At 74.8% G+C, this 22,545-nt stretch carries 16 protein-coding genes; 11 read left to right on the top strand and 5 right to left on the bottom strand.

Going from position 1 to position 22,545, the window contains the following annotated elements:
• Nucleotides 1–7: 7 nt before the first annotated feature.
• Together OYE22_RS33120 and OYE22_RS33115 are read right to left on the bottom strand one after the other, a co-directional pair.
• Nucleotides 8–2,425, bottom strand: coding sequence for a glycosyl hydrolase family 65 protein (locus OYE22_RS33120; RefSeq protein ID WP_277323890.1), 2,418 nt, complete (start codon nucleotides 2,423–2,425; stop codon nucleotides 8–10).
• A complete protein-coding gene (locus OYE22_RS33115) occupies nucleotides 2,422–3,243 on the bottom strand; it encodes an HAD-IA family hydrolase (RefSeq protein WP_277324436.1) in 822 nt (273 codons plus the stop codon). The genes OYE22_RS33120 and OYE22_RS33115 overlap by 4 nt, the downstream gene beginning before the upstream one ends.
• Before the next feature lie 329 nt (nucleotides 3,244–3,572).
• Between OYE22_RS33115 and OYE22_RS33110 the strand changes: the two genes are divergently transcribed.
• Together OYE22_RS33110 and OYE22_RS33105 are read left to right on the top strand one after the other, a co-directional pair.
• Nucleotides 3,573–4,550 (top strand): LysR family transcriptional regulator, encoded by a 978-nt coding sequence (locus OYE22_RS33110; protein ID WP_277323889.1) that lies wholly within the window; start codon nucleotides 3,573–3,575, stop codon nucleotides 4,548–4,550.
• An 82-nt stretch (nucleotides 4,551–4,632) separates the two neighbouring features.
• Complete coding sequence (locus tag OYE22_RS33105; protein ID WP_277323888.1) at nucleotides 4,633–5,997, top strand: MFS transporter; 1,365 nt, start codon at nucleotides 4,633–4,635, stop codon at nucleotides 5,995–5,997.
• Nucleotides 5,998–6,156: 159 nt separating this feature from the next.
• Here the strand turns inward: OYE22_RS33105 and OYE22_RS33100 are convergent, their stop codons facing one another.
• Together OYE22_RS33100 and OYE22_RS33095 are read right to left on the bottom strand one after the other, a co-directional pair.
• The gene (locus tag OYE22_RS33100) at nucleotides 6,157–7,431 is read right to left on the bottom strand and encodes a serine hydrolase domain-containing protein (RefSeq protein WP_277323887.1); all 1,275 of its coding nucleotides are present in this window, start codon (nucleotides 7,429–7,431) and stop codon (nucleotides 6,157–6,159) included.
• Nucleotides 7,432–7,754: 323 nt separating this feature from the next.
• Nucleotides 7,755–8,894, bottom strand: a complete 1,140-nt coding sequence (locus OYE22_RS33095) for an amidase domain-containing protein (protein ID WP_277323886.1) — start codon at nucleotides 8,892–8,894, stop codon at nucleotides 7,755–7,757.
• 691 nt (nucleotides 8,895–9,585) lie between these two features.
• On the opposite strand from OYE22_RS33095, the gene OYE22_RS33090 reads away from it, so the two are divergent.
• From OYE22_RS33090 to OYE22_RS33060, 7 genes are all read left to right on the top strand, one after another.
• The gene (locus OYE22_RS33090; RefSeq protein WP_277323885.1) at nucleotides 9,586–10,038 is read left to right on the top strand and encodes a VOC family protein; all 453 of its coding nucleotides are present in this window, start codon (nucleotides 9,586–9,588) and stop codon (nucleotides 10,036–10,038) included.
• 169 nt (nucleotides 10,039–10,207) lie between these two features.
• Complete coding sequence (locus OYE22_RS33085) at nucleotides 10,208–11,803, top strand: alpha/beta hydrolase (RefSeq protein WP_277323884.1); 1,596 nt, start codon at nucleotides 10,208–10,210, stop codon at nucleotides 11,801–11,803.
• On the top strand, nucleotides 11,800–13,038 hold the full coding sequence (locus OYE22_RS33080) for a serine hydrolase domain-containing protein (protein ID WP_277323883.1): 1,239 nt from the start codon (nucleotides 11,800–11,802) through the stop codon (nucleotides 13,036–13,038). The genes OYE22_RS33085 and OYE22_RS33080 overlap by 4 nt, the downstream gene beginning before the upstream one ends.
• 121 nt (nucleotides 13,039–13,159) lie before the next feature.
• Nucleotides 13,160–13,723, top strand: coding sequence for a GNAT family N-acetyltransferase (locus tag OYE22_RS33075; RefSeq protein ID WP_277323882.1), 564 nt, complete (start codon nucleotides 13,160–13,162; stop codon nucleotides 13,721–13,723).
• 67 nt (nucleotides 13,724–13,790) lie between these two features.
• Entirely contained in the window at nucleotides 13,791–14,765 is a 975-nt protein-coding gene (locus tag OYE22_RS33070) for an SDR family NAD(P)-dependent oxidoreductase (protein WP_277323881.1), read from the top strand.
• A gap of 107 nt (nucleotides 14,766–14,872) precedes the next feature.
• Nucleotides 14,873–16,972 carry a SpoIIE family protein phosphatase gene (locus OYE22_RS33065; RefSeq protein WP_277323880.1) on the top strand — a complete coding sequence of 700 codons (2,100 nt, stop codon included), beginning with the start codon at nucleotides 14,873–14,875 and terminating at the stop codon, nucleotides 16,970–16,972.
• A gap of 249 nt (nucleotides 16,973–17,221) precedes the next feature.
• Entirely contained in the window at nucleotides 17,222–17,785 is a 564-nt protein-coding gene (locus OYE22_RS33060; protein ID WP_277323879.1) for a GNAT family N-acetyltransferase, read from the top strand.
• Nucleotides 17,786–17,868: 83 nt separating this feature from the next.
• On the opposite strand, the gene OYE22_RS33055 is transcribed toward OYE22_RS33060, so the two are convergent.
• Entirely contained in the window at nucleotides 17,869–18,351 is a 483-nt protein-coding gene (locus OYE22_RS33055) for a GNAT family N-acetyltransferase (protein WP_277323878.1), read from the bottom strand.
• 276 nt (nucleotides 18,352–18,627) lie between these two features.
• Here OYE22_RS33055 and OYE22_RS33050 point away from each other — a divergent pair, with 276 nt between their 5' ends.
• Both OYE22_RS33050 and OYE22_RS33045 read left to right on the top strand, forming a co-directional pair.
• The gene (locus OYE22_RS33050; protein WP_277323877.1) at nucleotides 18,628–19,581 is read left to right on the top strand and encodes an SMI1/KNR4 family protein; all 954 of its coding nucleotides are present in this window, start codon (nucleotides 18,628–18,630) and stop codon (nucleotides 19,579–19,581) included.
• A gap of 841 nt (nucleotides 19,582–20,422) precedes the next feature.
• Nucleotides 20,423–22,450, top strand: coding sequence for an NB-ARC domain-containing protein (locus tag OYE22_RS33045; protein ID WP_277323876.1), 2,028 nt, complete (start codon nucleotides 20,423–20,425; stop codon nucleotides 22,448–22,450).
• Nucleotides 22,451–22,545 lie beyond the last annotated feature (95 nt).

Raw genomic sequence — 22,545 nt, 5'->3', positions numbered from 1 at the left:
CGGCGGGTCAGTGGCCCGGGAGGTCGAGCCAGTGGGCGTCGCCCGGGGCGACGGTCACCGTGCGGTCGGCGAGTCGCACGGCGATGGGGGTGGCGTCCGACGCGGGCACGCTGACGCACAGCCTGCCCGAGCGGACGCGCAGGTCCACGCCCCAGTGGTCGTGGAAGCGGACGCAGAAGCCGTACTCGGACAGCTCCGGCAGCGGCACCGGGTCGAGGCGCAGCGCGTCCTGGCGGGCCTCCAGGCCGGTGAGGCCGCGCTGCACCAGGTCCAGGGTGCCGGCCATGGCGCCGAGGTGGATGCCCTCGCCGGTGGTGCCGCCCTGGAGGTCGGCGACGTCTCCGGCGAGGGCCTCCTGGAAGTACCGCCAGGCGTCGCCGCGCCGGGCGCGGGCCAACACCCAGGCGTGGACCAGTCCGCTGAGAGTGGACCCGTGGCTGGTGCGCCGCAGGTAGTAGTCGACGGTGGCCTGCCATCCGGCGTCGTCCAGGTGGTGGCCCAGGCGGCCGAAGAGGTCGGCGAGTTCGGCGGGGGCGAAGAGGTAGCCGAGCATGAGCACGTCGGCCTGCTTGGACGCCTGGTAGTGGTTGACGCTGTCGCCCTCGGACTCCAGGACGCGGTCCAGTCGCCTGATGTCGCCGTACCGGCCGCGGTAGCCGTCCCAGTCGAGTTCGGCCAGCGCTCCGTACCCGTCGAACTGGCTGATCACACCCTGGTGGAAGGGGACGTGGAGGCGGCGGGAGACCTCCTCCCAGCGCTCCAGTTCGGCGGAGTCCAGCGCGGTGTGCTCGAACAGCTCGCGCCGGCGCGGCTCGGGCAGGGAGCGCATCGTGTCGAGGGCGCGGGCCAGCACCCAGGCCGCGGTGACGTTGGTGTACGTGTTGTCGTCCAGGCCGGGTTCGGCGGCCCCCGGGTAGGCATCGTGGTACTCGTCGGGCCCGACCACGCCACGGATGTGGTAGCGCTCGCTCCGTGCGTCGTAGCTGGCCGCGTCGGCCCAGAACCGGGCGATGTGCAGCAGCATCTCGGCGCCCTTGGTGTGCAGGAACTCCGTGTCGCCACTGGCCTGGCAGTACTGCCACACGTTGTACGCGATGGCCGAGCCGACGTGGTACTGGCGGCGCGAGTGGTCGGGCAGCCAGCGGCCCGAGCGGGGGTTGAGGTGGAGCGTCTGGGTCTCCTCGCGGCCGTCGCTGCCGCTCTGCCACGGGTACCTGGCCCCGGCGCGTCCCGCGTCGGCCGCGGCCCGGCAGGCCGCGGGCAGCCGTCGGTGACGGTAGGTCAGCAGCGCCCGGGAGACCTCGGGGAAGTGCAGGTTGAGGTAGGGCAGGACGAACAGCTCGTCCCAGAAGACGTGCCCACGGTAGGCCTCGCCGTGCAACCCGCGGGCGGGCACGCCGACGTCGAGTTCGGCGGTGTGCGGGGAGAGCGTCTGCAGCACGTGGAACAGGTGCAGTCGCAGCACGCGCCCGGCGTCGCCCGGCGCGTGGACGTCGGCGCGCCGCCACAGGTGTTCCCAGGCGGCGCGGTGGGAGTCCAGGAGGCCGGCGTAGCGCGGGGCCCGGTGCGCGCCGTCCACCGCGGCCCGCAGCGGGTCGCTGATGGCCGGGTCACGGGAGGTGTAGAGCGCCACCGTCTTGTCGAGCGTCACGGCCCGCTTCGGGGTGAGGGTGACGGTCAGCGTGCGGGTGACGCGCGGGCCCTCGTGCTCGACGCGGTCCCGGGTGATGCCGTCCGCGCTGACGCGGGTGCGGGCGGCCATCGCGATCCGCAGGTCCGACTCGGTGGTGCGGCAGCGCAACCACACGGTGTCGGGGGTGGCTGCGCCGGTGTGCAGGTGTGTCAGGTGGCGTCCGGCGAGCTGGCGGTAGCGGGCCACGCCGGAGTTGGTGACGCCGCCGTCGAGCCCGCAGGCGATGTCCAGCGCGCCGGCCCAGCCGTGCGCGCGGAAGACGGTACGGATGGCCGCCAGGTGCGGGTCGCCCATGTGCACGAGGCGGTGCTGTTCGACGTCGAGGTGGTCGCCGTGTCCGTCGGCGAAGCGCAGTCGGCGGGTGAGCGTGCCCTGGCGCAGGTCGAGTCGCTGGTGGAAGGCGGTGAGCGCGGGGCTGTCGGGGGTGAGCCAGGGGCCGGGGGGCGCGTCGTCGCGGCGGACGCGGTAGCGCACGGGCAGCCAGTTCGGCAGGTTGACCATGTCCTCGTTCTCGACCTGTCGCCCGGCCACCTGGGAGACGAGTCGGTTGTAGCAGCCCGCCGCGTAGGTGCCGGGGTAGTGGGTGTCGTCGGCCGGCGTCTCGGGGGCGGCGCCCCGGGTGGCGAAGTAGCCGTTGCCCAGGGTGCACAGCGATTCGCGCAGCGACTCCGCCGCGGGTTGGTAGCCCGTGTACTCCCAGGCCCACTCGGTGGCGGGACCTCCGCTGGTCATCGCTCCGCCGTCGGCGGACTCGGGGCGCGGCCCTGGCCGGTGGGTGGTTCGGGCGCGTCGGGCGCGGCGGGGGCGGTGAGCAGTTCGGCCAGGTCGGCGACGACGAGGTCGGCGCCGTACGCGTGCAGGTCGGTGGCGCCGGCGCGGTCCGCCGTCCGGTCCACCCCGACGACCAGGCCGAAGCCCCCGTCTCTGGCCGCCGCGACGCCGGCCAGCGCGTCCTCCACGACGGCGGCGGCGGGCGGGGTCACGCCGAGGCGCCGGGCCGCCTCCTCGAACAGGGCCGGGTCGGGCTTGCCCGGCAGGCGCAACCGCGCCGCCTCGCGCCCGTCCACGAGGTGGTCCAACAGGTCGCGCACGCCGGCCCGGTCCAGGAGTTCGCCGGCGTGCCGTGACGCGGACACGGCGGCGCGGGGCACGCCGTCCCGGCGCAGGGCGCGCAGCAGGCGTACGGTCCCGGGGTAGGCGGCGATGCCGTGGGTGTCGAGATAGGCGGTGAAGGCGCGGTCCTTGTGGGCCGCCACCGCCCACACGGTGGCCGTGCCGGGGCCGTCGTCCTCGCTGCCGGCTGGCAGTCGCAGTCCGCGCGAGGCGAGGAAGGCCGCGGCGCCGTCGTACCGGGAGGTGCCGTCGACGTAGCGCCGGTAGTCCGCGTCCGGGTCGAAGGGGCGGCGCAGCGCGGGGTCGGGCGGGGGGTGCTCGCGCAGGCAGGCGTCGAACGCCTGCCGCCAGGCGGCGGCATGCGCCCGGGCGGAGTCGGTGATCACCCCGTCGGTGTCCAGGACGACGGCCCGTACGCCGGGCGGCAGGTGGACCAGCCGCTCGTGGTAGTCGCGCGGCCGGTGGGAGGCGTCGGGGTGCGGCGTCGGCACGGCGCTCCTCCTCCCCGACGGGCCCCGGCCGGGGTCCGCCGTTCGCTGCCGCCCGCCACATCCCGCCGCGCGGACCGCTCGGACCGCGCGGGCTGGCCTGCCGGGCCGGGGGCCTGGGACGTAGCGTCGGTTGCTCCCCATTGTCGTGCCGGTGGCGGCCCCTCACCACTTCGCGCCGGGCCCCCGTCGCGCGGTGTCACGGGCCGCGCCGGCGCCCGTCCCGTGCGGGGCGGCCGGGCGGGGGCGGGGGCGGGCGGTTGGGTAGGGTCGGTCGGGTGCTGGAGCGACTGGAGATCGAGAGCTTCGTCGTACTCGCCGAGGAGTTGCACTTCGGGCGGACGGCCGAGCGGCTCCACGTGTCGCGGGCCCGGGTGAGCCAGACGATCCAGGGCCTGGAGCGCCGCGTCGGCGCCCCCCTGTTCGAGCGCACCAGTCGCAGCGTGCGCCTGACGCCGCTGGGCCGGCGCCTGCACGCGGAGGTCGAGCCGGGCTACCGGCGCATCCGGGCCGCGCTGGAGCGGGCCAGGGCCGAGGCCAGGGGCGTGGAGGGCGACCTCGCGGTGGGGTATCTGGGCACGGCGGCCGGGGAGTTCGTGATGGACGTGGTCCGGGCGCTGGCCGGTCGGCGCTCCGGGATCGAGGTGCACATCCACGAGACGCAGATCAAGGACATGTTCGGGCCGCTGCGGGCGGGCCAGGTGGACGTGTTGGTCACCCAGTTCCCGGTGGCCGAACCGGACCTGGCGCGCGGCCCGGTCGTGATGCGGGTGCCACGGATGCTCGCCGTCGCGGCCAACCATCCGCTGGCGGCCCGGGAGGCGGTGTCGGTGGAGGACCTGGCGCGGGACCGGGTCTTCGCCTGTACCGGTGAGGTGCCGGCCTACTGGCAGGAACACCTGGCGCCGTCGCTCACCCCCGGCGGTCAGCCGGTGCGGCGCGGCAGGTCGGCCGCCACGCTGCAGGAGACGCTGGCGATGGTGGGAGCGGGCCAGGGCATCTCGCCGGTGGGTGCGGACGTCGCGCGCTCCTACGCGCCTCGGGGCGTGGCCTACGTGCCCTTCCACGACGCGAGCCCGCTGGAGTACGGGCTGGTGTGGCGCGCGGCGGGGGCCACCGCCCGGGTGCGGGCCTTCGTGGCGACGGCCGAGCGGGTGGCCGGCGAGCAGGTCGCGGGCGAACGCGTGACCGGCGAGCAGGTGGTGGGCGACCAAGCGGCGGACGACGCGGCGGGGCGGGCGACGGCGGGCGGGTAGCCGGGCATCGGTAAGCCCGGCTTACCGGTCGTCGCGCGGTCGGGGGCTGTTCCGGGCCCGCCAGGCCACGAGCCTGGAGGGCGTGACACACGATCTCTCCCGCACGCCACCACGTACCACCCCACAACCAGCGCCCGACGCGGCCGCACCAGCCTCACCATCCCACTCCGGCGCCCCGGCGCCCGAGCGCCTACCCACCGCGCCGGCCGCCGAGACCCCACCCGGCGCGGGGCCCACCGACTCGGGGCCCACCGACGCGGCGGGGCCCGGCCGGCCCGCGCGGCGCGCCGCGGGGACGGCCGCGCTGTTCGCCCTCGCGCTGGGGGCGTTCGCGGTCGGCACGACGGAGGTCGTCATCGCCGGGCTGCTGCCCGAGGTGGCCGCCGGCTTCGACGTCTCGCTGTCCACCGCGGGCCTGCTGGTGTCGGGGTACGCGGCGGGCATGGTGGTGGGCGCCCCGCTGCTGACCGTCCTGGGGGCCAGGGTTCCGCGTACCCGCATGCTGCTGTGGCTGGTGGGCCTGTTCATCTTGGGCAGCCTCCTCAGCGCCGTGGCGCCCGGCTTCGCGGTCTTGTTGCTGGGCCGGGTGCTGTCCGCGCTGGCCGGTGGCGCCTACGTCGGCATCGCCTCGGTCGTCGCCGCCGACGTGGTCGCCCCAGAGCGGCGGGCCAGTGCCATCGCCACGGTGTTCATGGGTCTGAGCCTGGCCAACGTGGTCGGCGTGCCGGGGGGCACCGCGCTGGGGCAGGCGCTGGGGTGGCGGGCCACGTTCTGGGCGGTGACGGCGCTGGGCGTGGTGCTGCTCGGGACGCTCGCCCGCTTCGTACCGCGGACCCCAGCACCGGCGGACGCGGACCCGCGGCGAAGGCTCGCGGTCTTCCGACGGGGCCGGGTGTGGCTGGCGCTCGCGGCCACGGCCTTCGGCTGGGCGCCGTTCCTGACCGTCCTCACCTACATCTCGCCGCTGCTCACGGACGTCACCGGGTTCGCCGACCGTACGGTGCCGCTGCTGCTCGCGCTGATCGGCGTGGGCATGGTCGTGGGCACCCCGCTGGCCGGGCGGCTGGCGGACCGCGCGCTGCTGCCGACGCTGTACGGGGCGCTGGCCGGGGTGACGGTCGTCAGCGCCCTGCTGCTCGCCGCCGTGCACAGCAAGCCCGCCGCCGTCGTCGGCTTCCTGCTCTTCGGGATGGTGGGCGCCGCCGTCATCCCCCCGCTCCAGACGCGGGTGCTGGCGAGCGCCGACGGCGCGGGCGACCTGGCCTCCGCCGCCAACATCTCCGCCTTCAACATCGGCAACGCCGGGGGCCCGTTGCTGGCCGGCGCGGCGCTGTCGGCCGGGTGGGGCCTGACCGCCCCGCTGTGGATCGCCGCCGTGCTCGGCGCCGTCGGCCTGGCCTTCGCCACGGGCCGGCGCGCCGGGCGGCGGGCTGCGCGGACGGGCTGAACGAGCGGGCTGAGCCGGCGCACCGAGCCGTGCGGCCGGGTCCGGCCCGGCGGGGTGGGAGCCCCCGCCGGGCCGTACGCCCTCCCCCGATTTCCGGGCCCCGGGCCCTGAGCCTCGGCGTCAGGCGGCACCTGGCACCCGGCCGGCCCGGGCCCGGGTTCACTTCGCGCAGAACTCGGCCTCGACGACCTCGTCGTAGGCGCCGGCCCAGTCACCGTTGACGTTCACCGACAGCGCGTGCTCGCCGTCCGCCGTCACCAGGCTGGTCGACAGGGAGCCCTGGATGGCGCCGTTGTGGCCCCACACATCGCCGCACGAGGTCCGCTGCTTCATGAGCCCGAGGCCGTAGGAGAACTTCGTCCCGGCGACCGGCACCGCGGTCGTCATCTCCCGCAACTCGTCGGGGGCCAGCAGCTTGCCGGACAGCAGTGCCCGGTAGAACCGGTTGAGGTCCCGCGTGGAGGAGATGACCTCGCCCGCGGCGCCGGCCAGGGTGGGATTGAGGCGGGTGACGTCGTACGTCGTGCTCCCCGGTTCCCCGGGAGCGCCGAGGGAGCCGGTGAGCTTGGAGTACGCGTGGGCGCTGGGCTGGGGCATGCCCGCGTCGGTGCCCGGCAGCGAGGTGGCGCGCAGGCCCAACGGGCGCAGGACGCGGCGCTCGACCTCCCGCGCGTACGGGCGCCCGGTGACCTCCTCGATGACCATGGCGGCCAGGACGTAGTTGGTGTCGGAGTAGTGCCAGCCCGCGCCGGGTTCGAAGTAGGGCCGGTGGGTCATGGCGATGCCGACGATGCCGCGCGGGGTCCAGGTGTCGTAGCGGTGACGGAGGAAGTCGGTGCCGAACAACCGGCGTTTCACGTCCGCGTCGTCGGTGTAGCTGTAGACGCCGCTGGTGTGGTTCAGGAGTTGACGCACGGTGATCCGCTCGCCGTCGTGTCCGTTGCCCCGCACGAGGCCGGGCAGCCAGTGGTGCACGGTGTCGTCCAGGCTCAGCCGGTCCTCGGCCACCAACTGGAGCAGCACCGTGGCCGTGAAGGTCTTGGTGATCGAGCCGACCCGGAACCGCTCGTCGGCCTGGCGCGGCAGGCCGTCGCGCAGGTTGGCGGTGCCCGACTGGCCGGTCCAGGTGGCGCGGCCGTCGCTGACCCCGGCGACCACCCCGGGAACCCCGCGCCCCACCACGGCGTCGATGGCCTCCTGGGTGGCCCGGTGCTCGCCCCCGGTCGCGGCGGGCTCGGCCGCCGCCGTGCCGGGCAGCGCGCAGGCCACGCCGAGCACGGCCCCGACGACCGTGGCGACCACCGCCGCCCCACGGCGGTGGGCGCCCGCCCGGGCCCGGGCGGGCCACGGGACCCGCGCGGTGCTGGCCGTTGGGGCGGTGGGCCCGGCGGCCCGCGCGTACCGGTGGGGCCGGGGGGCGTGGCGCTCGCGCATGGGAGGTCTCCTACGGGTTCGGCGGATGATCAACTGGCGGGTCCAGCCTCGCCGAACGGGACGCGCGGCGGGAGCCGCCAGTCCCCCGGCCTCGGGGACCGGGTAGCCCTACCGCGCGGCCGGGGGTTTCCCACCACCGGGCGGCCCTCCCGGCCCGCGACGCCCGCCCACGGTCTCCCCGCGAGCGTCGCGGGCCCGTACCCCATCAACCCGAAGGGCCCCAACCCACCGGCCCGCCCCCGCCACAGCGGGGCGCGGGGCCCGGGTGGGCGCCCCGCGCCGCCCGGGAGTCACCGGCGCGGCACGGGGTTGGCCCGCGCCCGTCAGACGCGGTAGGCGTAGTAGAGGGCGTTCGGGTACGAGGCGATGATGCTCGCCACCGACTTCCGGTAGGTGTTGACCGAGTGGTACGTCAGGTACGGGACGCCGCTCGAACTCCGGTAGGTGGTCATCATCGTGTGGTCCTTGGACCCGTCCCGGTCGAAGTCCATCTGCATGACGTCACCGACGCCCATGTGGTAGACGTTCGCCAGGTTGGTGGCCCGCTTGTGGTGCAGCGTGAACCAGGACCACTCGTTGGCCCCGACCCACGACAGGCTCTGGTAGGAGGAGTCGTACCACCAGTTGCGGTAGTCGTCGTAGGTGCCCGAGTCGTGCTTCCAACCGCCCGCCTTGAGCGCCTGGCTGACGAAGTTGGTGCAGTCGCCGCCGGCGTCGTTGAACTTGCGGTAGGCCGGGTTGTAGTTCTTCCAGTACTTCTCGGCGTACGTGGCCATCGCCTTGTAGTTCAGGCCGGTGGACCCGGGCGGCTTGGCCTGCGGCGTCGAGGGCTTCTTCGTGGCGGCGGGCTTGGCGCTGGGCAGCGCGTCGGCGGTGGCCACGGCCGGCGTGCGCGGCTCGTTGATCGCCACCGGCCCGTCGTCCGTGGAGCGCAGGCCGGTCAGCTCCCACGTGCCGGCCGGGGTACGCGCGAGGGTCATCTCGTGGTGGGCCTCGAAGCCGGTCGTCGCGGGCTCGTCGCCGCGCACCTTCGCGTAGCGCAGCGTGGTGGTCTCGGTGACCTGAACGGTGGCCCGGTCGCCCTGGACGCGGGTCTCGTTCACGGTGGTCTTCGTGTCGCCGGCGCTGTACGCCTCGCCCAGGGCGGCCAGGCGTGCCTTGCGCTTGCCGAGCGAGGAGACGGCGCCGCTCTCCGCGCGGGCCAGCTTCGCCGAGACGCGCACGTCGCGGTCGCCGAGTGCCGCCGCCCGTCGGGCGGGCTTGCCGTCCACGATGGCGGCCGTGCGCTCGGTGAGCACGGCGTCGGCGATGCGGCTGAAGGACTCGATCGTCGCGGCGTTCGCCGTGCGCGGCTGTGCCTTCGTCCCGTCCGCCGCGTTCGCGGCCGTCGCCGGCAGCAGTACGGCCGAGACGGCCACCGTCAGGGCCGCCCCGACAGCGGATCTGAAGGTCGTAGGTATCACGTTGTTTCCCCTTGTCACCCCGGCCCGGTCGGCCCGGGGACGGAATCTTCGCACGAACTCCCGTTTTCTGGAGGGTATGTGGGGAGATTGTGGATCAACCGCCAAATGAACGGTGCGGTCGTGCTAATGGGCCGCTGACGGAGCCCTCGCCCCGCGCGCCGTGACGCGTCGCCCCGGGGGCGCGTCAGTTCCCTCGCGCGCCGCCGGCCCGGCGCCCGTCCTCACCCGGATGGCCGGCGCGGAACGGCAGCGCCGGGGGCGCGCCCTGATCGTCCGACGGTGCGCCGCGAAGGCGAGTAAAAGGGTGGGGAGCCGACAAAGCGCTCACCATGGGGTGAACGGCCCCGACACCACGAGGAGGGATGACATGTCGTCCAAGCGACGCCGCAAGAAGAAGGCACGCCGCAAGAACGGCGCCAACCACGGTAAACGACCGCAGAGCTGACCCGGCCGCCCCGGGCCGCGTCCGGGGCTGCCCTGGCTCGGGTCCGCCGCGCCCCCGTGCGCGGCGGACCCGACACACCGCCCCCGCGCGCCTCGCGGAGCCGTCGACCTGACCGGGCCCGGCGGCCGAGGGCGAGGGGAGGGGTCGCGCGGGGTTCACCGGCGGCGGTCGCAGGACGGGCCCGCCGCTGGTCGTAGGCCCAAGGAGGGATGCCGTACGCCGTCCGCGCCTGCCAGCATTCGGTGCATGAACGCCTCCTGGCCAGCCCATCTCGACGTGGGCGCCGTGCGGTTCGCGCGGCCCACCGCCCGCTACGACGACGTCCTCACCTTCTACCGCGACACCCTCGGGCTGCCCGTACTGGCCCAGTGGCGCGATCACCACGGGTACGACGGCGTCGTCCTCGGGCTCCCGGACACGCCGGTCCATCTGGAGATCACCCAACACGGCTCCCCGCCGCGCATCCCCGAGCCGCACCCGGAGAACCAGCTCGTGCTGTACCTGCGCGGGCCCGAGGCGGTCGCGACGGCCGTGGCCCACCTGGCCACCCACGGCCACCACCCCGTGTCCGCCGCGAACCGCTACTGGCCCGACCGGGGCGCCGTCGCGTTCGAGGACCCCGACGGCTGGGTGGTCATCCTCGCTCCCTGGGTGTTCGGCGCCCAGAGCCCGCCACCGGTGCGGACGGGGCGGGCGTAGCAGACCTCGGCCCCGCACCGCATCCCGCCAACCCGCCAAGTGCCCCGGGGGTTTGCCCCCGGCGCCACCGGCCAGGTGGCCCGATGGTCTGGCACCGGGCACGCTCCTAGCGTCTTTCGGGTCGTCACCACGTGATCGACAACGGTCCACTTCGCCCCGAAGGAGCACGATGCGCATCGCGTCGACAGTCGCCGCCGGACTCGGCCTGACCGGCTTACTCGCGGGGGCCGTACCCGCGTTGGCACACCAGCCGACCCGGTCCGCGCCCACGGTCACCTCCGCCCAGCACGCGCCCGCCGCCACCGGCGCCGCCTACCGGCACCAACGCCTCGACTGGGGGCCCTGCTCGGCCCAGCAGGAGGAGCTGCGCGCGGCCGGAGCCGAGTGCGCACGGGTGCGCGTGCCGCTCGACTACGCCGATCCGGGCGGCCGGACGATCCAGGTGGCCATCTCCCGGATCGGGGCCAAGGACCGGCACGAGCGGCGCGGCATCCTGTTGGCCAACCCCGGCGGACCGGGCGGCACCGGCTTGGCCTACCCGCTGTCCCTGCGACCCACCCTGGGGGAGGAGGCGGACCGCTACGACCTCATCGGCTTCGACCCGCGCTTCCTCGGCGAGAGCACCCCCATCTCCTGCGCGCCGGCCTCGCCGCCCGTCCCGCCCGGCGACACGACCAGCCCGCGCCAGGACTTCGAGGCCACCGTGCGCTCGGCCCGGGACACCGCCCGCCGCTGCGGGGAACACGGCGACAACGCGACGCTGCTGCCGCACGCCTCCACCCGTAACGTCGCCCGCGACATGGACGTCATCCGGGCCGCGCTCGGCGAGCGCAGGCTGTCGTACTTCGGCGTCTCCTACGGCGCCGACCTGGGCGCCGTGTTCACCCAGATGTTCCCGCGCCGCTCCGACCGCGTCGTCATCGACTCCTCGACCGACCCGGCGGCCACCCAGTACGAGCTGTTCCAGCGGGCGGGCGAGCCGCTGGAGGAGGCGCTCGACGAGTGGGCGGGCTGGGCCGCGCGGCGGGACGCCACCTACCGGCTCGGCACCACGGGCGCGGCGGTCCGCGCCAGCGTGCGGCGGCTGCTCGACCACGCCGAGCGGCGCCCCGTACGCGTCGACGGCCAGCGGCTGGACGCCCCGCTCATCCGGTTGCTGCTGCGCCAACTCATCCAGCACCAGGAGCACGACGCGGCGCTGGCCGGCGTCGTACGGGACCTGGTCGCGGCCGACGCCGGCGAGCTGACCGAGCCGGGCCCCGAGCTGGCGGGCCTCCTCGAACTGCTCCGCTCCCCCGACCTCGCCGACAGCATGGTGGGCGGAGCGCTGTTCATGTGCGGCGACGGCGGCTGGCCGGCGGGTGGCTGGCCCACGGAGCCCGCCACCTACTGGCGGAACACGCAACTCAGCCGCGCCACCCAGCCGGTCTTCGGGCCGCTCGTCAACGGCATGATCGCCCCATGCGCGTTCTGGCGTACCGCGCCCGCCGAGCCGGGCACCGCGATCGGCAACGACGTGCCCGTCCTCATGCTCCAGGCCCGGCGCGACAACAACGTGCCCTACGAGGGCGCGTTGGCGTTGCACCGCAGGCTGACCGGCTCGCGTCTGATCACCGCCGAGATCCGTTCGCACGGCGTGTACGGGCGCGGCGGCGAGGGCCTGCGCCCCGTGCCGTGCGCCGACCGGGCCGTCAACGACTACCTGCGGGGCGGCACGCTGCCGGCCACCGACCAGACCTGCCTCCCGGCCGGGAGCGGGCGGTGAGCGCGGCGCGGCCGGCGTTCAGCCGGCGCGCCGGGGTGTCCGCCGCCGCTGCCGCGCTGCTGGTCGGCGCCGCCCCGGTGGCGGCGACCGCCGCGGACGAGCGACGCCGCCGGGGCGGCCGGGGCCGGGCGGAGCGGGCCCGGCACGACGCGGCCCTCCAGCGCGACGTGGCGGCCGTCCGGGCCACGGGCGCCACCGGCGTGCTGGCCGAGGTGCAGACGGCGGGTGGGCGCGCGGCGGCCCGGGCCGGCACCGCCGACCTGGCGACGGGTCGCCCGATGCCGTGGGACGCGTACTACCGGATCGGCAGCGACACCAAGCCGTTCACGGCCACGGTCACCCTGCAACTCGTCGGGGAGGGCAGGTTGGCGCTCACCGACCCGGTCGAGCGCTGGCTGCCGGGTCTGGTGCGGGGCAACGGCAACGACGGGCGTCGCGTCACCCTGGCCAACCTGCTGCGGCACACCAGCGGCCTGGCCGACTACCTGGCGGCCTCGGGCGGCGGCGAGCCCCCGACGCCCGCCGGCTACCGCGCGGAGCGGTTCTCCCACCAGACACCCCGTCAGCAGGTGGCGGCGGCCCTCAGTCAGCCGCCCGGGTGGCTGCCCGACGCCGACGACCCGGCCGGCGAGCGACGCTGGTCCTACTCCAACACCAACTACGTCCTCGCGGGCCTGGTCATCGAGCGGGTGACGGGGCACTCCTGGGCTCAGGAGGTGCACGAGCGCGTCATCGAGCCGCTGGGCCTGCGCCACACCCTGACCCCGGGCACCTCGCCGTACGTGCCCCAGCCAACGGCCACCGCGTACACGGCCTTCCCCGGCGAGCGCGAGCTGACGGACACGACGCTGGCCTTCGGCGGCTACGCCGACGGCTCGCTGATCAGCACACCCCGCGAGCTGGCCACGTTCTGGCGCGCGCTGTTCGGCGGGCGACTGCTGCGACCGGCACAACTGGCCGCGATGCGGAAGACGGTGCCGGCGCCGGACTGGATCGCCGCGCGCGGGGTCCGCTACGGGCTCGGTGTGGCCTGGCGGCCGGCGCGCGGCAGCTCGGACGGGATCTGGTTCCACGGCGGCACGCACCTGGGCACGGTCTCCGAGAGCGGTGTGCGACCCGACGGCTCGCGCGCCGCGACCGCCGCGGTCTACACGCTGCGGATGACGGGCGACGCGGCCGACGCGCAGGCCAGGGCGGCGCTGCGGTTGGTGGACAACGCGCTCGGGGCCGACTGACCCGGCGCCGTGCCCCGCTCCACGCCGCCCCGGACGACCCGCGTCGCCCGGGGCGGTGGGCGATGCTCCACCCCCCGACACTGTTGATAATGGTTTTCATAACGGGTGTAGGCTGTGCGCCATGCATCGCGACACCACCCCCCACCGCGTGGGCCCCTACGAGCTGCGCGCGGCCCGGCCCGAGGACGCGGAAGGCGCCCGACGGGTCATGCTGGACACCTTCTACCGCGAGTTCGGCTACGGCTACGTGCCCGCCTGGCACGCGGACGTCGTCGACATCGAGGGCACCTACCTGGCCGACCCGCGCCACCTGCTCCTGGTGGCCACCCTCGACGGGGCGGTGGTGGGAACCACCGGCGTGCTCTCCCGCGGCCCGGCCCACCCACCCCACCCGCGCTGGCTCGCCGAGCGCTACCCCACCGGCTCCACCGCCCAACTCGTGCGCGTGTACGTGGCCGCGGAGCACCGCAGGCACGGGCTGGCGCGGGCCATGGTCCGCCGGGCGTGCGCCTTCGCCGCCGCGACCGCGGGGTACGACTGCGTCTACCTGCACACCAACGTCAACGTGCCCGGCGCGCAGGGCTTTTGGGACAGCGTCGCCAAAGAAGTCTTCGACGCCAGGACCACCGGCGAGCACGGCCCGGGGTGCGGCACGGTGCACTACGAGATCCCGCTGCACGCGTAGGCGCCCGGCACACCCACCGGGCCCGCCGCTTGCCTTGGAGCGCACTCACACGCATAGCGTGCGGTCCATGACGACAACACCTCAACGCGGCATCGGATCGGGCTTCCACTCCCGCAGCACCACCGACGACGTCCTGCGCGGCATCGACCTCACCGGCACCCTCGCCATCGTCACCGGCGGCTACTCGGGCCTCGGCCGCGAGACGACGCGCGCCCTGACCGGCGCCGGCGCGCGGGTGATCGTGCCCGCCCGGCGGCGCGCCGTCGCCGAGCGGGCCCTCGCCGGCGTCGACGGTGTCGAGGTCGACGAACTGGACCTGGCCGACCTGGCGAGCGTGCGCGCGTTCGCCGAGCGCGTGCTGGCGTCGGGGCGACCCGTGGACGTCCTCGTCAACAACGCCGCGGTCATGGCCTGCCCGGAGACGCGGGTCGGCCCGGGCTGGGAGGCCCAGTTCGCCACCAACCACCTGGGCCACTTCGCGCTCGTGAACCACCTGTGGCCGGCGCTGGCCGCCGGCGGCGGGCGCGTGGTGTCGGTGTCGTCCGCGGGCCACCACCTGTCGGACATCCGCTGGGACGACCCGCACTTCACCCGCGGCTACGACAGGTGGCTGGCGTACGGGCAGGCGAAGACGGCCAACGTCCTGCTGGCCGTGCACCTCGACGCGCGCGGTCGCGACGCGGGCGTACGGGCCTTCGCGCTGCACCCCGGCGCCATCCTCACCCCGCTCCAGCGCCACATGACGCGGCAGGAGATGCTCGACCGGGGCTGGATCGACGAGGCGGGCACCCCGGCCGAGAGCTTCAAGACGCCCGAGCAGGGTGCGGCGACCCAGGTGTGGGCGGCCACCTCCCCGCTCCTGGCGGGCCTGGGCGGCGTCTACTGCGAGGACTGCGACATCGCCGAGGTGTGCGGTGACGACGCGGCGCCGATGAGCGGCGGGGTGCGCGGCTACGCCGTGGACCCGGGGCAGGCGGCGCGGCTGTGGGTGCTGTCGGCCGAGCTGACGGGCGTGGACGCGTTCGCGACCAGCGCCTCCTGACCCGTCATCGGGCTTCCGGAGCCCCGGCGCGCCCGGGCGCGCGCCACGCGGCGGCGCGGCACGCACCCTCCGTGACGGTCGTAGCGATCATGGCGCATCATACAAATATGTCGCCTTTGCGCCGAAATGAAGAGAAGATCGCATCCAGTGGGCTGCCACTGGACGTCTTTGACACGGCGCCGGTCGGGGTGGCGGTCTACCGCGGCGACCGGCTGGTCCTGGCGTACACGAACCAGGCGTACCACGAGATCTTCGGCGAGCGGCCGCTGGGCATGCCGCTGCGCGAGCTCTTCGCCGACCTGCGGGAGCAGGCGGACCTGGATCTGCTGGAGGACGCGTTCCACACCGGCCGGACCGCGCGGGCGTCCGCCATCCCCTTCACCGTGGGCGGCGCGAGCCACGCCGCCCCGGCGGATGCCGCGCGGGCCACCCAGCGGTACCTGTCGTTCAGCGCCTCCCGGATCGAGCTGGCCGACCGCGAGCCCGGCCTGCTGCTGGTCGTGGTGGAGGAGACCGAACAGGTGACGGCGGCGGAGCAGACCCGGGTGCTGGCCGAGGAGCGGCGCCGGGCCCTGCTGCGCTACGAGTCACTGACCACGGCGCTCACCCAGCAGGTGTGGGTGAGCGACAGCCAGGGGCAGGTCATCGAGCACAGCCCGGCCTGGGAGCGCACCACAGGACAGCCCCCGGAGGCCTTCCGGGGCAGCGGCTGGCTGGACAGCGCCCACCCCGACGACCGCGACGAACTGGCCCGCTCGTGGCGCCGCGCCGTCGCCGAGGTGCCGGAGGTGTTCCAGTACGCGTTCCGGCTACGCCAGGCGGACGGCGGCTACCGCCACTGCGAGCTGCACGCGGTGCCGGTGCGCGAGGGCGGGCGGGTGCGGGAGTGGGTGAGCGCCTGCACCGACATCGAGGAGCGCTGGCTCGCCGAGCGGCGCAGCTCGCTCATCCGGCGCGCCTCGCGCGCCGTGACGGAGTCGCCCACCGCCCGTGAGGCGTTCACGGTGCTCGGTTCGGTCCTGGTCCCCGCGCTCGCCGACGAGTGCGGCATCTACCTGCTCAGCGAGTTCTCCGGCCCCGAGCGCGGGCCCGACGCCGGCCCGCTGGCGGTGGAGCGGGGCGCGGCCGTCGCGCGCCCGGGCCTGCCGCCGGGGCCGCCGCTGCGCAGCGAGGAGGTCATCGGCGCGCGGCACGCGATGGCGCGGGTGGTGTGCGAACGGCAGCCGCTGCACGCCACGTTCCCGCCCGGCGCCGTGCCGCCCGACTTCGCCGCGCCGGGCACCGTGGCCTGGTTGAACCGCATCGGCGCGCACAGCGGAGCGCTGCTGCCGGTGCTGGTCGACGGCGAGGTGGTGGCCGTGGTCGCGGCGTACGTCTGCGGCGACCGGGATCCGCTGTCGCCGGCCGACCGCGACCTGATGCGGGAGTTGATCGAGCGGGCGCACGCACCCCTCAGTCGGGCCCTGCAACTCCAGCGCACCCAACAGGTCGCCCGGGCCCTGCAACACAGCCTGCTCACCCCGCCGCCGAAGGTGCCCGACCTGGCCATCACCGCCCGCTACCTGGCCAGCCCCACGGCGGCCGAGGTGGGTGGTGACTGGTACGACTCGTTCGTGCTGCGGGACGGTGCCACCGTGCTCATCATCGGCGACGTGGCGGGCCACGACCTGGACGCCGCCGTCACCATGAGCCGCACCCGCAACATGCTGCGCGCGCTGGCCGTCGACCGGGAGGAGCCGCCGGGCGACATCCTGCGCCGACTGGACGTCAACACCTTGGTCCTGAGCCCCCAGGAGTCCACCACCACCTGCGTCCTGGCACGCGTGGAGGGCCCGACGGGTGGGCCGTGGCAGTTGAACTACTCCGTCGCCGGCCACCCTCCACCTCTGTTGGTCACCCGGGAGGGCGTGGCGCGCTTCCTGGACGACGCGCAGGACGTGCTGCTCGGCGGCCTGTTCCCGGACGAGCCGCGCAAGAGCAGCGTGCACCCCCTGCCCCGCGGCTGCACCCTGTTGCTGTACACCGACGGCCTGGTCGAGCGACCGGACGAGGACCTCGACCAGGGGTTGGAGCGACTGCGCCGGCACGCGGCCACCCTCGCCCACGAGCCCCTCGACGTCTTCTGTGACGTGCTGCTGGCCCACCCCGCGCAGACCGGTCGCGACGACATCGCCATGCTCGCGCTGCGGCTCCCAGACCCGCGCTAGCCAGCGGTGCGCCGCGGCGAGCGCCCTGACCAGCACCGAGGTGCGGCGCCTGATCGGGTGCTTGCTAGGCTCCGCCACGTACTCGACGGTCAACGGCGGCGGCCCCGTGCGCGCCGCCCGCGACGAACGGCCCGCGACGAGCAGGGGGTTGATGAATATGGCTCGGCCAGCAGCCTCATCAGCATGCCCGGATCCGGGTCGCCGCGACAGGTGAGCGACCCGGTCAACACCACTGACCAGGAGCCTCACATGTCTTCCAACCCCGCTCGTTCCTCTCGTGCCGCTCGTCCTTCCGGTTCCTCCGCCGAGCCGCCGGCGACCGGATCGGACCTGCACACCGACCGCCTCGTGCTGCGGCAGTGGCCCGCCGACGACCTCACCGCGGTCGTCGACGGGGCGCGCCGCGCACACTGGGCCGATGACTTCCCCGGCGAGGGGGACCGTGTCATCGCCGGTTACGTCACCACCCACCCCGACAGCCGGGGCCGCTACGGCCAACGCCAGATCATCGAGCGTGAGACCGGCCTGGTGGTTGGCGCCATCGGCTTGTTCTGGCCGCCCACGGAGGGAAGCCTTGAATTCGGGTACGGCGTCGTCGCCTCCCGCCGCAACCGGGGTTACGCCGCCGAGGCGGCCCGGGCCCTGGTGGCGTTCGCCCTCACGGCGCCGGGTGTGCACACGGTGCACGCCACCGTGGAGCTGACCAACCCCGCCTCGGTGCGGGTCCTGGAGAAGGCGGGGCTGCGCCGTCTGCGCCAGGACGCGACGACCGTCAGCTTCGGCGTCACGACCGCTGACGCCACCCTGCGCTGACCACGCGGCCCGGTGCCGGCCCGGCTGGGCGGCCGGCACCGGGCCCCCACCCGCGCGGCCCGGTGGCGCGGGGGGCGGGCGGCTCAGAGCGGTCGGTAGTAGACCGCGACGGGGAGCGCGGTGCACCCCAGTTCCTCGTAGAGGGCCCGGGCGGGCGCGTGGAAGGGGTCACCCCCGGTGCCGATCTCGACCACCTGGGCGCCAAGGGCCCGCATCCGCGCGAAGGCGTGCTCGCACAGGGTGGCGCCGACGCGGCGCCGGCGATGGTGGGCCGCGACGGCCAGGATCGTGACGACGGCCTTCCTGCGGGCCGGGTCGACGTTCCAGGCCACGTATCCCGCGATGTCACCGTCGATCTCCGCGACGGCGACATGGGCGTGACGGTCGGGGGCGTGGAGCCCGGCCACCTGCTCGCGGTAGCCCTCGCGCCAGTCGCCGTACTCGACGGCGGAGACGGCCTCGCCCATCAACGGGCGGAAGACCTCTTCGTGGAACGGGCGGAACGTCTCGATGGTCAGTGCGGTCAGTGGTGCCAGGTCGGGTTGGTTGAACGCGCGAACGAGCATGGGAGTGCGCCTTTCGGGCTGAGATCCGGTTACCGGTCACAACGGCGTCGGCCGGCCCACCCTCGACGTGGAACGGTGGGCGAAGCCGGGATCTCAGCGGCGGGTACGCCAGGCGGCGAAGCACTCCATGCCCACCAGCCTAACGCCCGAGGGGCAGGGTGAACACGGCACAGGCCGCAGTGGGTTGGCCGACCCGGGCCGCCCCGGCCGGTGGTGCGGGCGCGTCCTACTGTGGGCCCGCCGCCCCGCTTCCGACCGGCAAGGAGCATCAGGCCCATGAACGTCAGCGTCGAGGTTCCCCCGCACATCCACGACACGGCCACCCACCTCGGAGCCGGCGTCCCCTACGCCCTGCGGGTCCTGGCCGGTCAGTTGGCCGAGACGCCGGACATGGGTCACCCTTCCAGCCTGCCCGGCATCCTCACCGTGACGGTCGAGGGCGACCTGTTCGAGGACTGCCCGGCCCTGTCCGTCGGCTACCTGCGCGAGCCGGACCGCATCCAGATCCGCTACGTCAACCCGATCCCACCCTCAGCGCCCACCGCACCCGCCCAGGACGCTGACGAACCCGAGGAGCGCGCGCGGCCGACCAGCCCCGCCGACGACGCGCTCGTGGTGCGCCAGATCGCCGACGTCTGGCACCGCGTCACCCACTGGCTCCAGCACAACGCCCCGCGCTCCCTGGCCGCGCTGCGCGCCGGCGCCTCTCCCGCCGCCATAGCCACCCTCGAAGCCGACCTGGAGCTCCAACTCCCCGTCGAGCTGCGCACCCTGTGGGCGCTGACGGCGGGTGACGACGGGGTCGACGGCGCCGGGTGGCTGCCCGGCAACCAGGCCCTGATGCCCCTGGAGGAGGTGGCTGACTTCCACCGGTCCCAGATGGACGCCCAGGCGTGGCAGGACACCCTCAACGCCCAACGCCCCGCCGAGGACCGGTTCGTCGGTTGGCGGTCCGCCTGGGTTCCCGTGGTCTCCCACGGCGCGACGGACCGCACCTCGGGCCTGTACCTGGACACCACCACGGGCTACCTGGGCCGCTGGTCCCGCTACCGCGAGGGCCCCGACGAGGAGCTCGACACCCTGGTCACCTACCTGGAAGACGCCGCCGACATGCTCGAAGCCCCGGCCCTGGCCGTGCGGGACACACCCGGCCTCATCGACGGAGCGCTGGTGTGGGGAAGCCGGCTCGGCCTGCAACAGGAAGACCGATGGCGCCCCCTGACCGGCTGACCGGCTGACCGGCTGACCGGCTGACCGGCTGACCGGCTGACCGCGCGAGGCTTCCCGGTGCGATCGCGCGCCACGCGCCCACCTCCCTCACCCCCACCTCACTCCCGCGCCCGCACGGGCACACGCGGGCGCACGGCGGTACGGAGCGTACGGATGCGCGGTTCGTGCGGACGGCGCGCAGGCGCGAATCGGGCGTGTGGCCCGCGCGTGCGCCGTGCGAACGCTCCCGTACGCCGGCGGCGTCCTCATCGCGCCTCCCGGCGCCCCGTACCGCGCGTCGGGGCGCGCGCCGAAGCGGCTGAGACGGGTCGTTCACGCGCCGCCGGGGGGAGCCCCCCGGCGGTCCGACCGGGGGCCTGGACCGCTCCCCGCCACCCGTAGGTCAGGGGGCCGGGCCGGCGCGCGGCCGGGCGCCGGGGCTCGGCGCGCGGGGTGGGAGATCGTCCTCGCTCAGGGGTTCCGGTTGCGGGTCGGAACCGCTCGGCTCGGGTCGGGTGGCGGCCCGTTCCTCGCGGTCAGACGGGGTATGGCGGCCCCGGGCAGCGTTCCGGTTCGGTGCCGGGGAGTGCGTGCTCGGGCGCCCGAGCGCGCGTCGGCGTGGGGGCCGTGGCGCGCTCGTGATCCGGTGTGCGCATTCGTCCGGGTGTCCGAAGCGCCACCCGCGCAGGAGGACTGTTGTGCGGCAAACGGGTCGTTCTTCGGCTCTCCCCGAGGCGCTGTTGGCCGGCCCCGCGCCACGGGGCACACCGTCTGCCGTGCACGCCACCAGGTGTGCGCCGTGCTCCGTCAAGCGCGTTGGCACGGTTGCCGTTCGGGGCACGGCTTGGGTCAGAATGTGCGCGTGGTGGGGCACATTCCCGAAGAGACGACCAGCTTCGTAGGACGCAAGGTCGAACTGGCCCGGCTGGCGGCGGCGCTCGGCAGCGAGCGGTTGGTGACGCTGACCGGCGCCGGCGGCGTGGGCAAGACGAGACTGGCGCTGCGCGCTGCCGCGCACGCGGCGCCGCACTACCCCGATGGGGTGTGGTGGGCCGACCTGTCGCCGCTGGACGGCGACAGGCTCCTGCTCGCCACGGTCTCCGACGCGGTGGACCTGTTGGACCACACGCCCGGCATACCGGTCGAGGATCTGTGCGAATGGCTGGGCGACAAGCGGCTCCTGCTGGTGCTCGACTCGTGTGAGCACCTGGTCGAGCCGTGCCGGCACCTGGTGGGCGACCTGTTGATGACCGCCCCCGGGCTGACCCTGCTCGTCACCAGCAGGCAGCCGCTGGAGCTGCCGCGCGAACGGGTCATCGCCGTCCCCCCGTTGGCTCCGGACGGCCCGGACGCGTTGGCGTTGTTCACGCAACGGGCCAAGGTCGCGGCGCCCGGGTGCTCCTTCGAGGCGGCCGAGGAGCGGGCGGCGGCCCGCGCCCTGTGCCAACGTCTGGAGGGCATCCCGCTGTCGCTGGAGCTGGCCGCCGCGCAGGTGACCCGGCGTTCGGTCGCCGACCTTCACGACCGGCTTGTCTCCCGGTTGGACGTGCTGGAACACAGCGAGCGCGTGTGGCCGCAGCGGCACCAGACGCTGCGGACCGCCATCGGCTGGAGCCACGGGCTCTGCACGCCGACGGAGCGGCTGCTGTGGGCGCGGCTCTCCGTCTTCCGTGACCGGTTCGACGCGGCGTGGGTGCACGCGGTGTGCTCGGACGGTCAACTGCCGGCCGACGCGGTGCGGGGCGCGCTCGGCGGGCTGCTCGTCAAGTCGGTGCTGAGCCGGGACGGTGACGGCTACCGGATACTGGACACGCTGCGCGAGTACGGCGCCGAGTGGCTGCGGGCGGCCGGCGAGGACACCGTGCTGGCCGACCGGCACGCCGAGCACTTCCTCGGGCTCGCGCGCCAGGCCGAGGCCGGGTGGCTGAGCATCGACCAGGTGAGCTGGTACGGCCGGATCTCGCACGCCCACACCGAGTTGTGCGCCGCCCTGGACCACCTGCTGGTCACCCGTCCGATCCAGGCGCTCGAACTGGCGGGCCTGGTGGGCTACTTCTGGAGCTGCTGCGGCCGTCTGCGTCAGGCGCGCGACTATCTGGAGCGCGCCCTGGCGCTGTGTCAGGCGCCGAGCCAGGAGCGCACCCGGGGGCTGTGGGCGCTGGGCGTGACGCTCACGCTCCAGGGCGAGTACACCGCAGCCCGCGAGATCAGCGACCGGTGCGCGATCGCCGCCCGGGACAGCCGCGACGACGAGGCGCGGCTGGCGGCCGCCTACCTCGCCGGGCTCAGCTCGCTGCTGCGCGGCGAACCGCTCACCGCGCGGGTACTGACCGGCCACGCGCTGGCCAGCATCCCGGGCCAACCCTTCGACTCGGCCTCCCGGCTGCGCTGTCACCTGGCGCACGTCTTCGCGCTCACCGCGGTCGGCAGGTTGCCCGAGGCCAGGTCGGAGGCGCTGCGGTTGCGCGCGGGCTGTGCGGAGATCGGCGAGTACTGGACGCGGGCGTACGTGGAACACCAGCTCGCCCTGATAGCCCTGTTGTCCAACCAGCCCCGGGAGGCGGCGGAGCACGCGCGGGCGATGCTGTCGGGCAAGGAGCAGATGGGCGACAGCTTCGGCATCGCGCTGGGGCTCGACCTGCTGGCGGCCGCGATCGCGGCGCAGGGCGACGGTGAGCAGGCCGCGTTGGTGTACGGGGTGGGCCAGGCGTACTGGCGCACGGTGGGCGATGCCGAGCAGGGAACCCTGGAGGTGCGGGCGGTACGCGAGGAGTTCGAGCGCGCGGCGCGGGCCGCCGCCGGGGACGTGGCGTACGAGGCCGCCTTCGAGCGGGGTGCCAGCGCGGACACGCAGGCCGCATTGGCCCTCACGCTCGCGCCGGAGCGCTGACGCGGAGTTGAGGGGTGGCGCTGGTTCGACGCGGCGCCACCGCGAGGTGCGGCGACACCCCCGCGCGGGACGGCGGGGGCGGGCCGCGCGGGGGT

Origin of the sequence: Streptomyces sp. 71268 (assembly GCF_029392895.1) — a bacterium.
In the GTDB taxonomy this organism is placed as follows: domain Bacteria; phylum Actinomycetota; class Actinomycetes; order Streptomycetales; family Streptomycetaceae; genus Streptomyces.
Note: the sequence above shows the minus strand (reverse complement) of the source record. Positions and strands in the feature narration are given on the sequence as shown.

What these genes read in the sequence shown, in the direction of transcription:
- OYE22_RS33090 (WP_277323885.1), top strand. Translation starts at nt 9,586, where the DNA reads ATGAACGCCTCCTGGCCAGCCCATCTCGACGTGGGCGCCGTGCGGTTC.
- OYE22_RS33055 (WP_277323878.1), bottom strand. Translation starts at nt 18,351, where the DNA reads ATGCTCGTTCGCGCGTTCAACCAACCCGACCTGGCACCACTGACCGCA.
- OYE22_RS33070 (WP_277323881.1), top strand. Translation starts at nt 13,791, where the DNA reads ATGACGACAACACCTCAACGCGGCATCGGATCGGGCTTCCACTCCCGC.
- OYE22_RS33085 (WP_277323884.1), top strand. Translation starts at nt 10,208, where the DNA reads ATGCGCATCGCGTCGACAGTCGCCGCCGGACTCGGCCTGACCGGCTTA.
- OYE22_RS33060 (WP_277323879.1), top strand. Translation starts at nt 17,222, where the DNA reads ATGTCTTCCAACCCCGCTCGTTCCTCTCGTGCCGCTCGTCCTTCCGGT.
- OYE22_RS33120 (WP_277323890.1), bottom strand. Translation starts at nt 2,425, where the DNA reads ATGACCAGCGGAGGTCCCGCCACCGAGTGGGCCTGGGAGTACACGGGC.
- OYE22_RS33075 (WP_277323882.1), top strand. Translation starts at nt 13,160, where the DNA reads ATGCATCGCGACACCACCCCCCACCGCGTGGGCCCCTACGAGCTGCGC.
- OYE22_RS33065 (WP_277323880.1), top strand. Translation starts at nt 14,873, where the DNA reads ATGTCGCCTTTGCGCCGAAATGAAGAGAAGATCGCATCCAGTGGGCTG.
- OYE22_RS33100 (WP_277323887.1), bottom strand. Translation starts at nt 7,431, where the DNA reads ATGCGCGAGCGCCACGCCCCCCGGCCCCACCGGTACGCGCGGGCCGCC.
- OYE22_RS33050 (WP_277323877.1), top strand. Translation starts at nt 18,628, where the DNA reads ATGAACGTCAGCGTCGAGGTTCCCCCGCACATCCACGACACGGCCACC.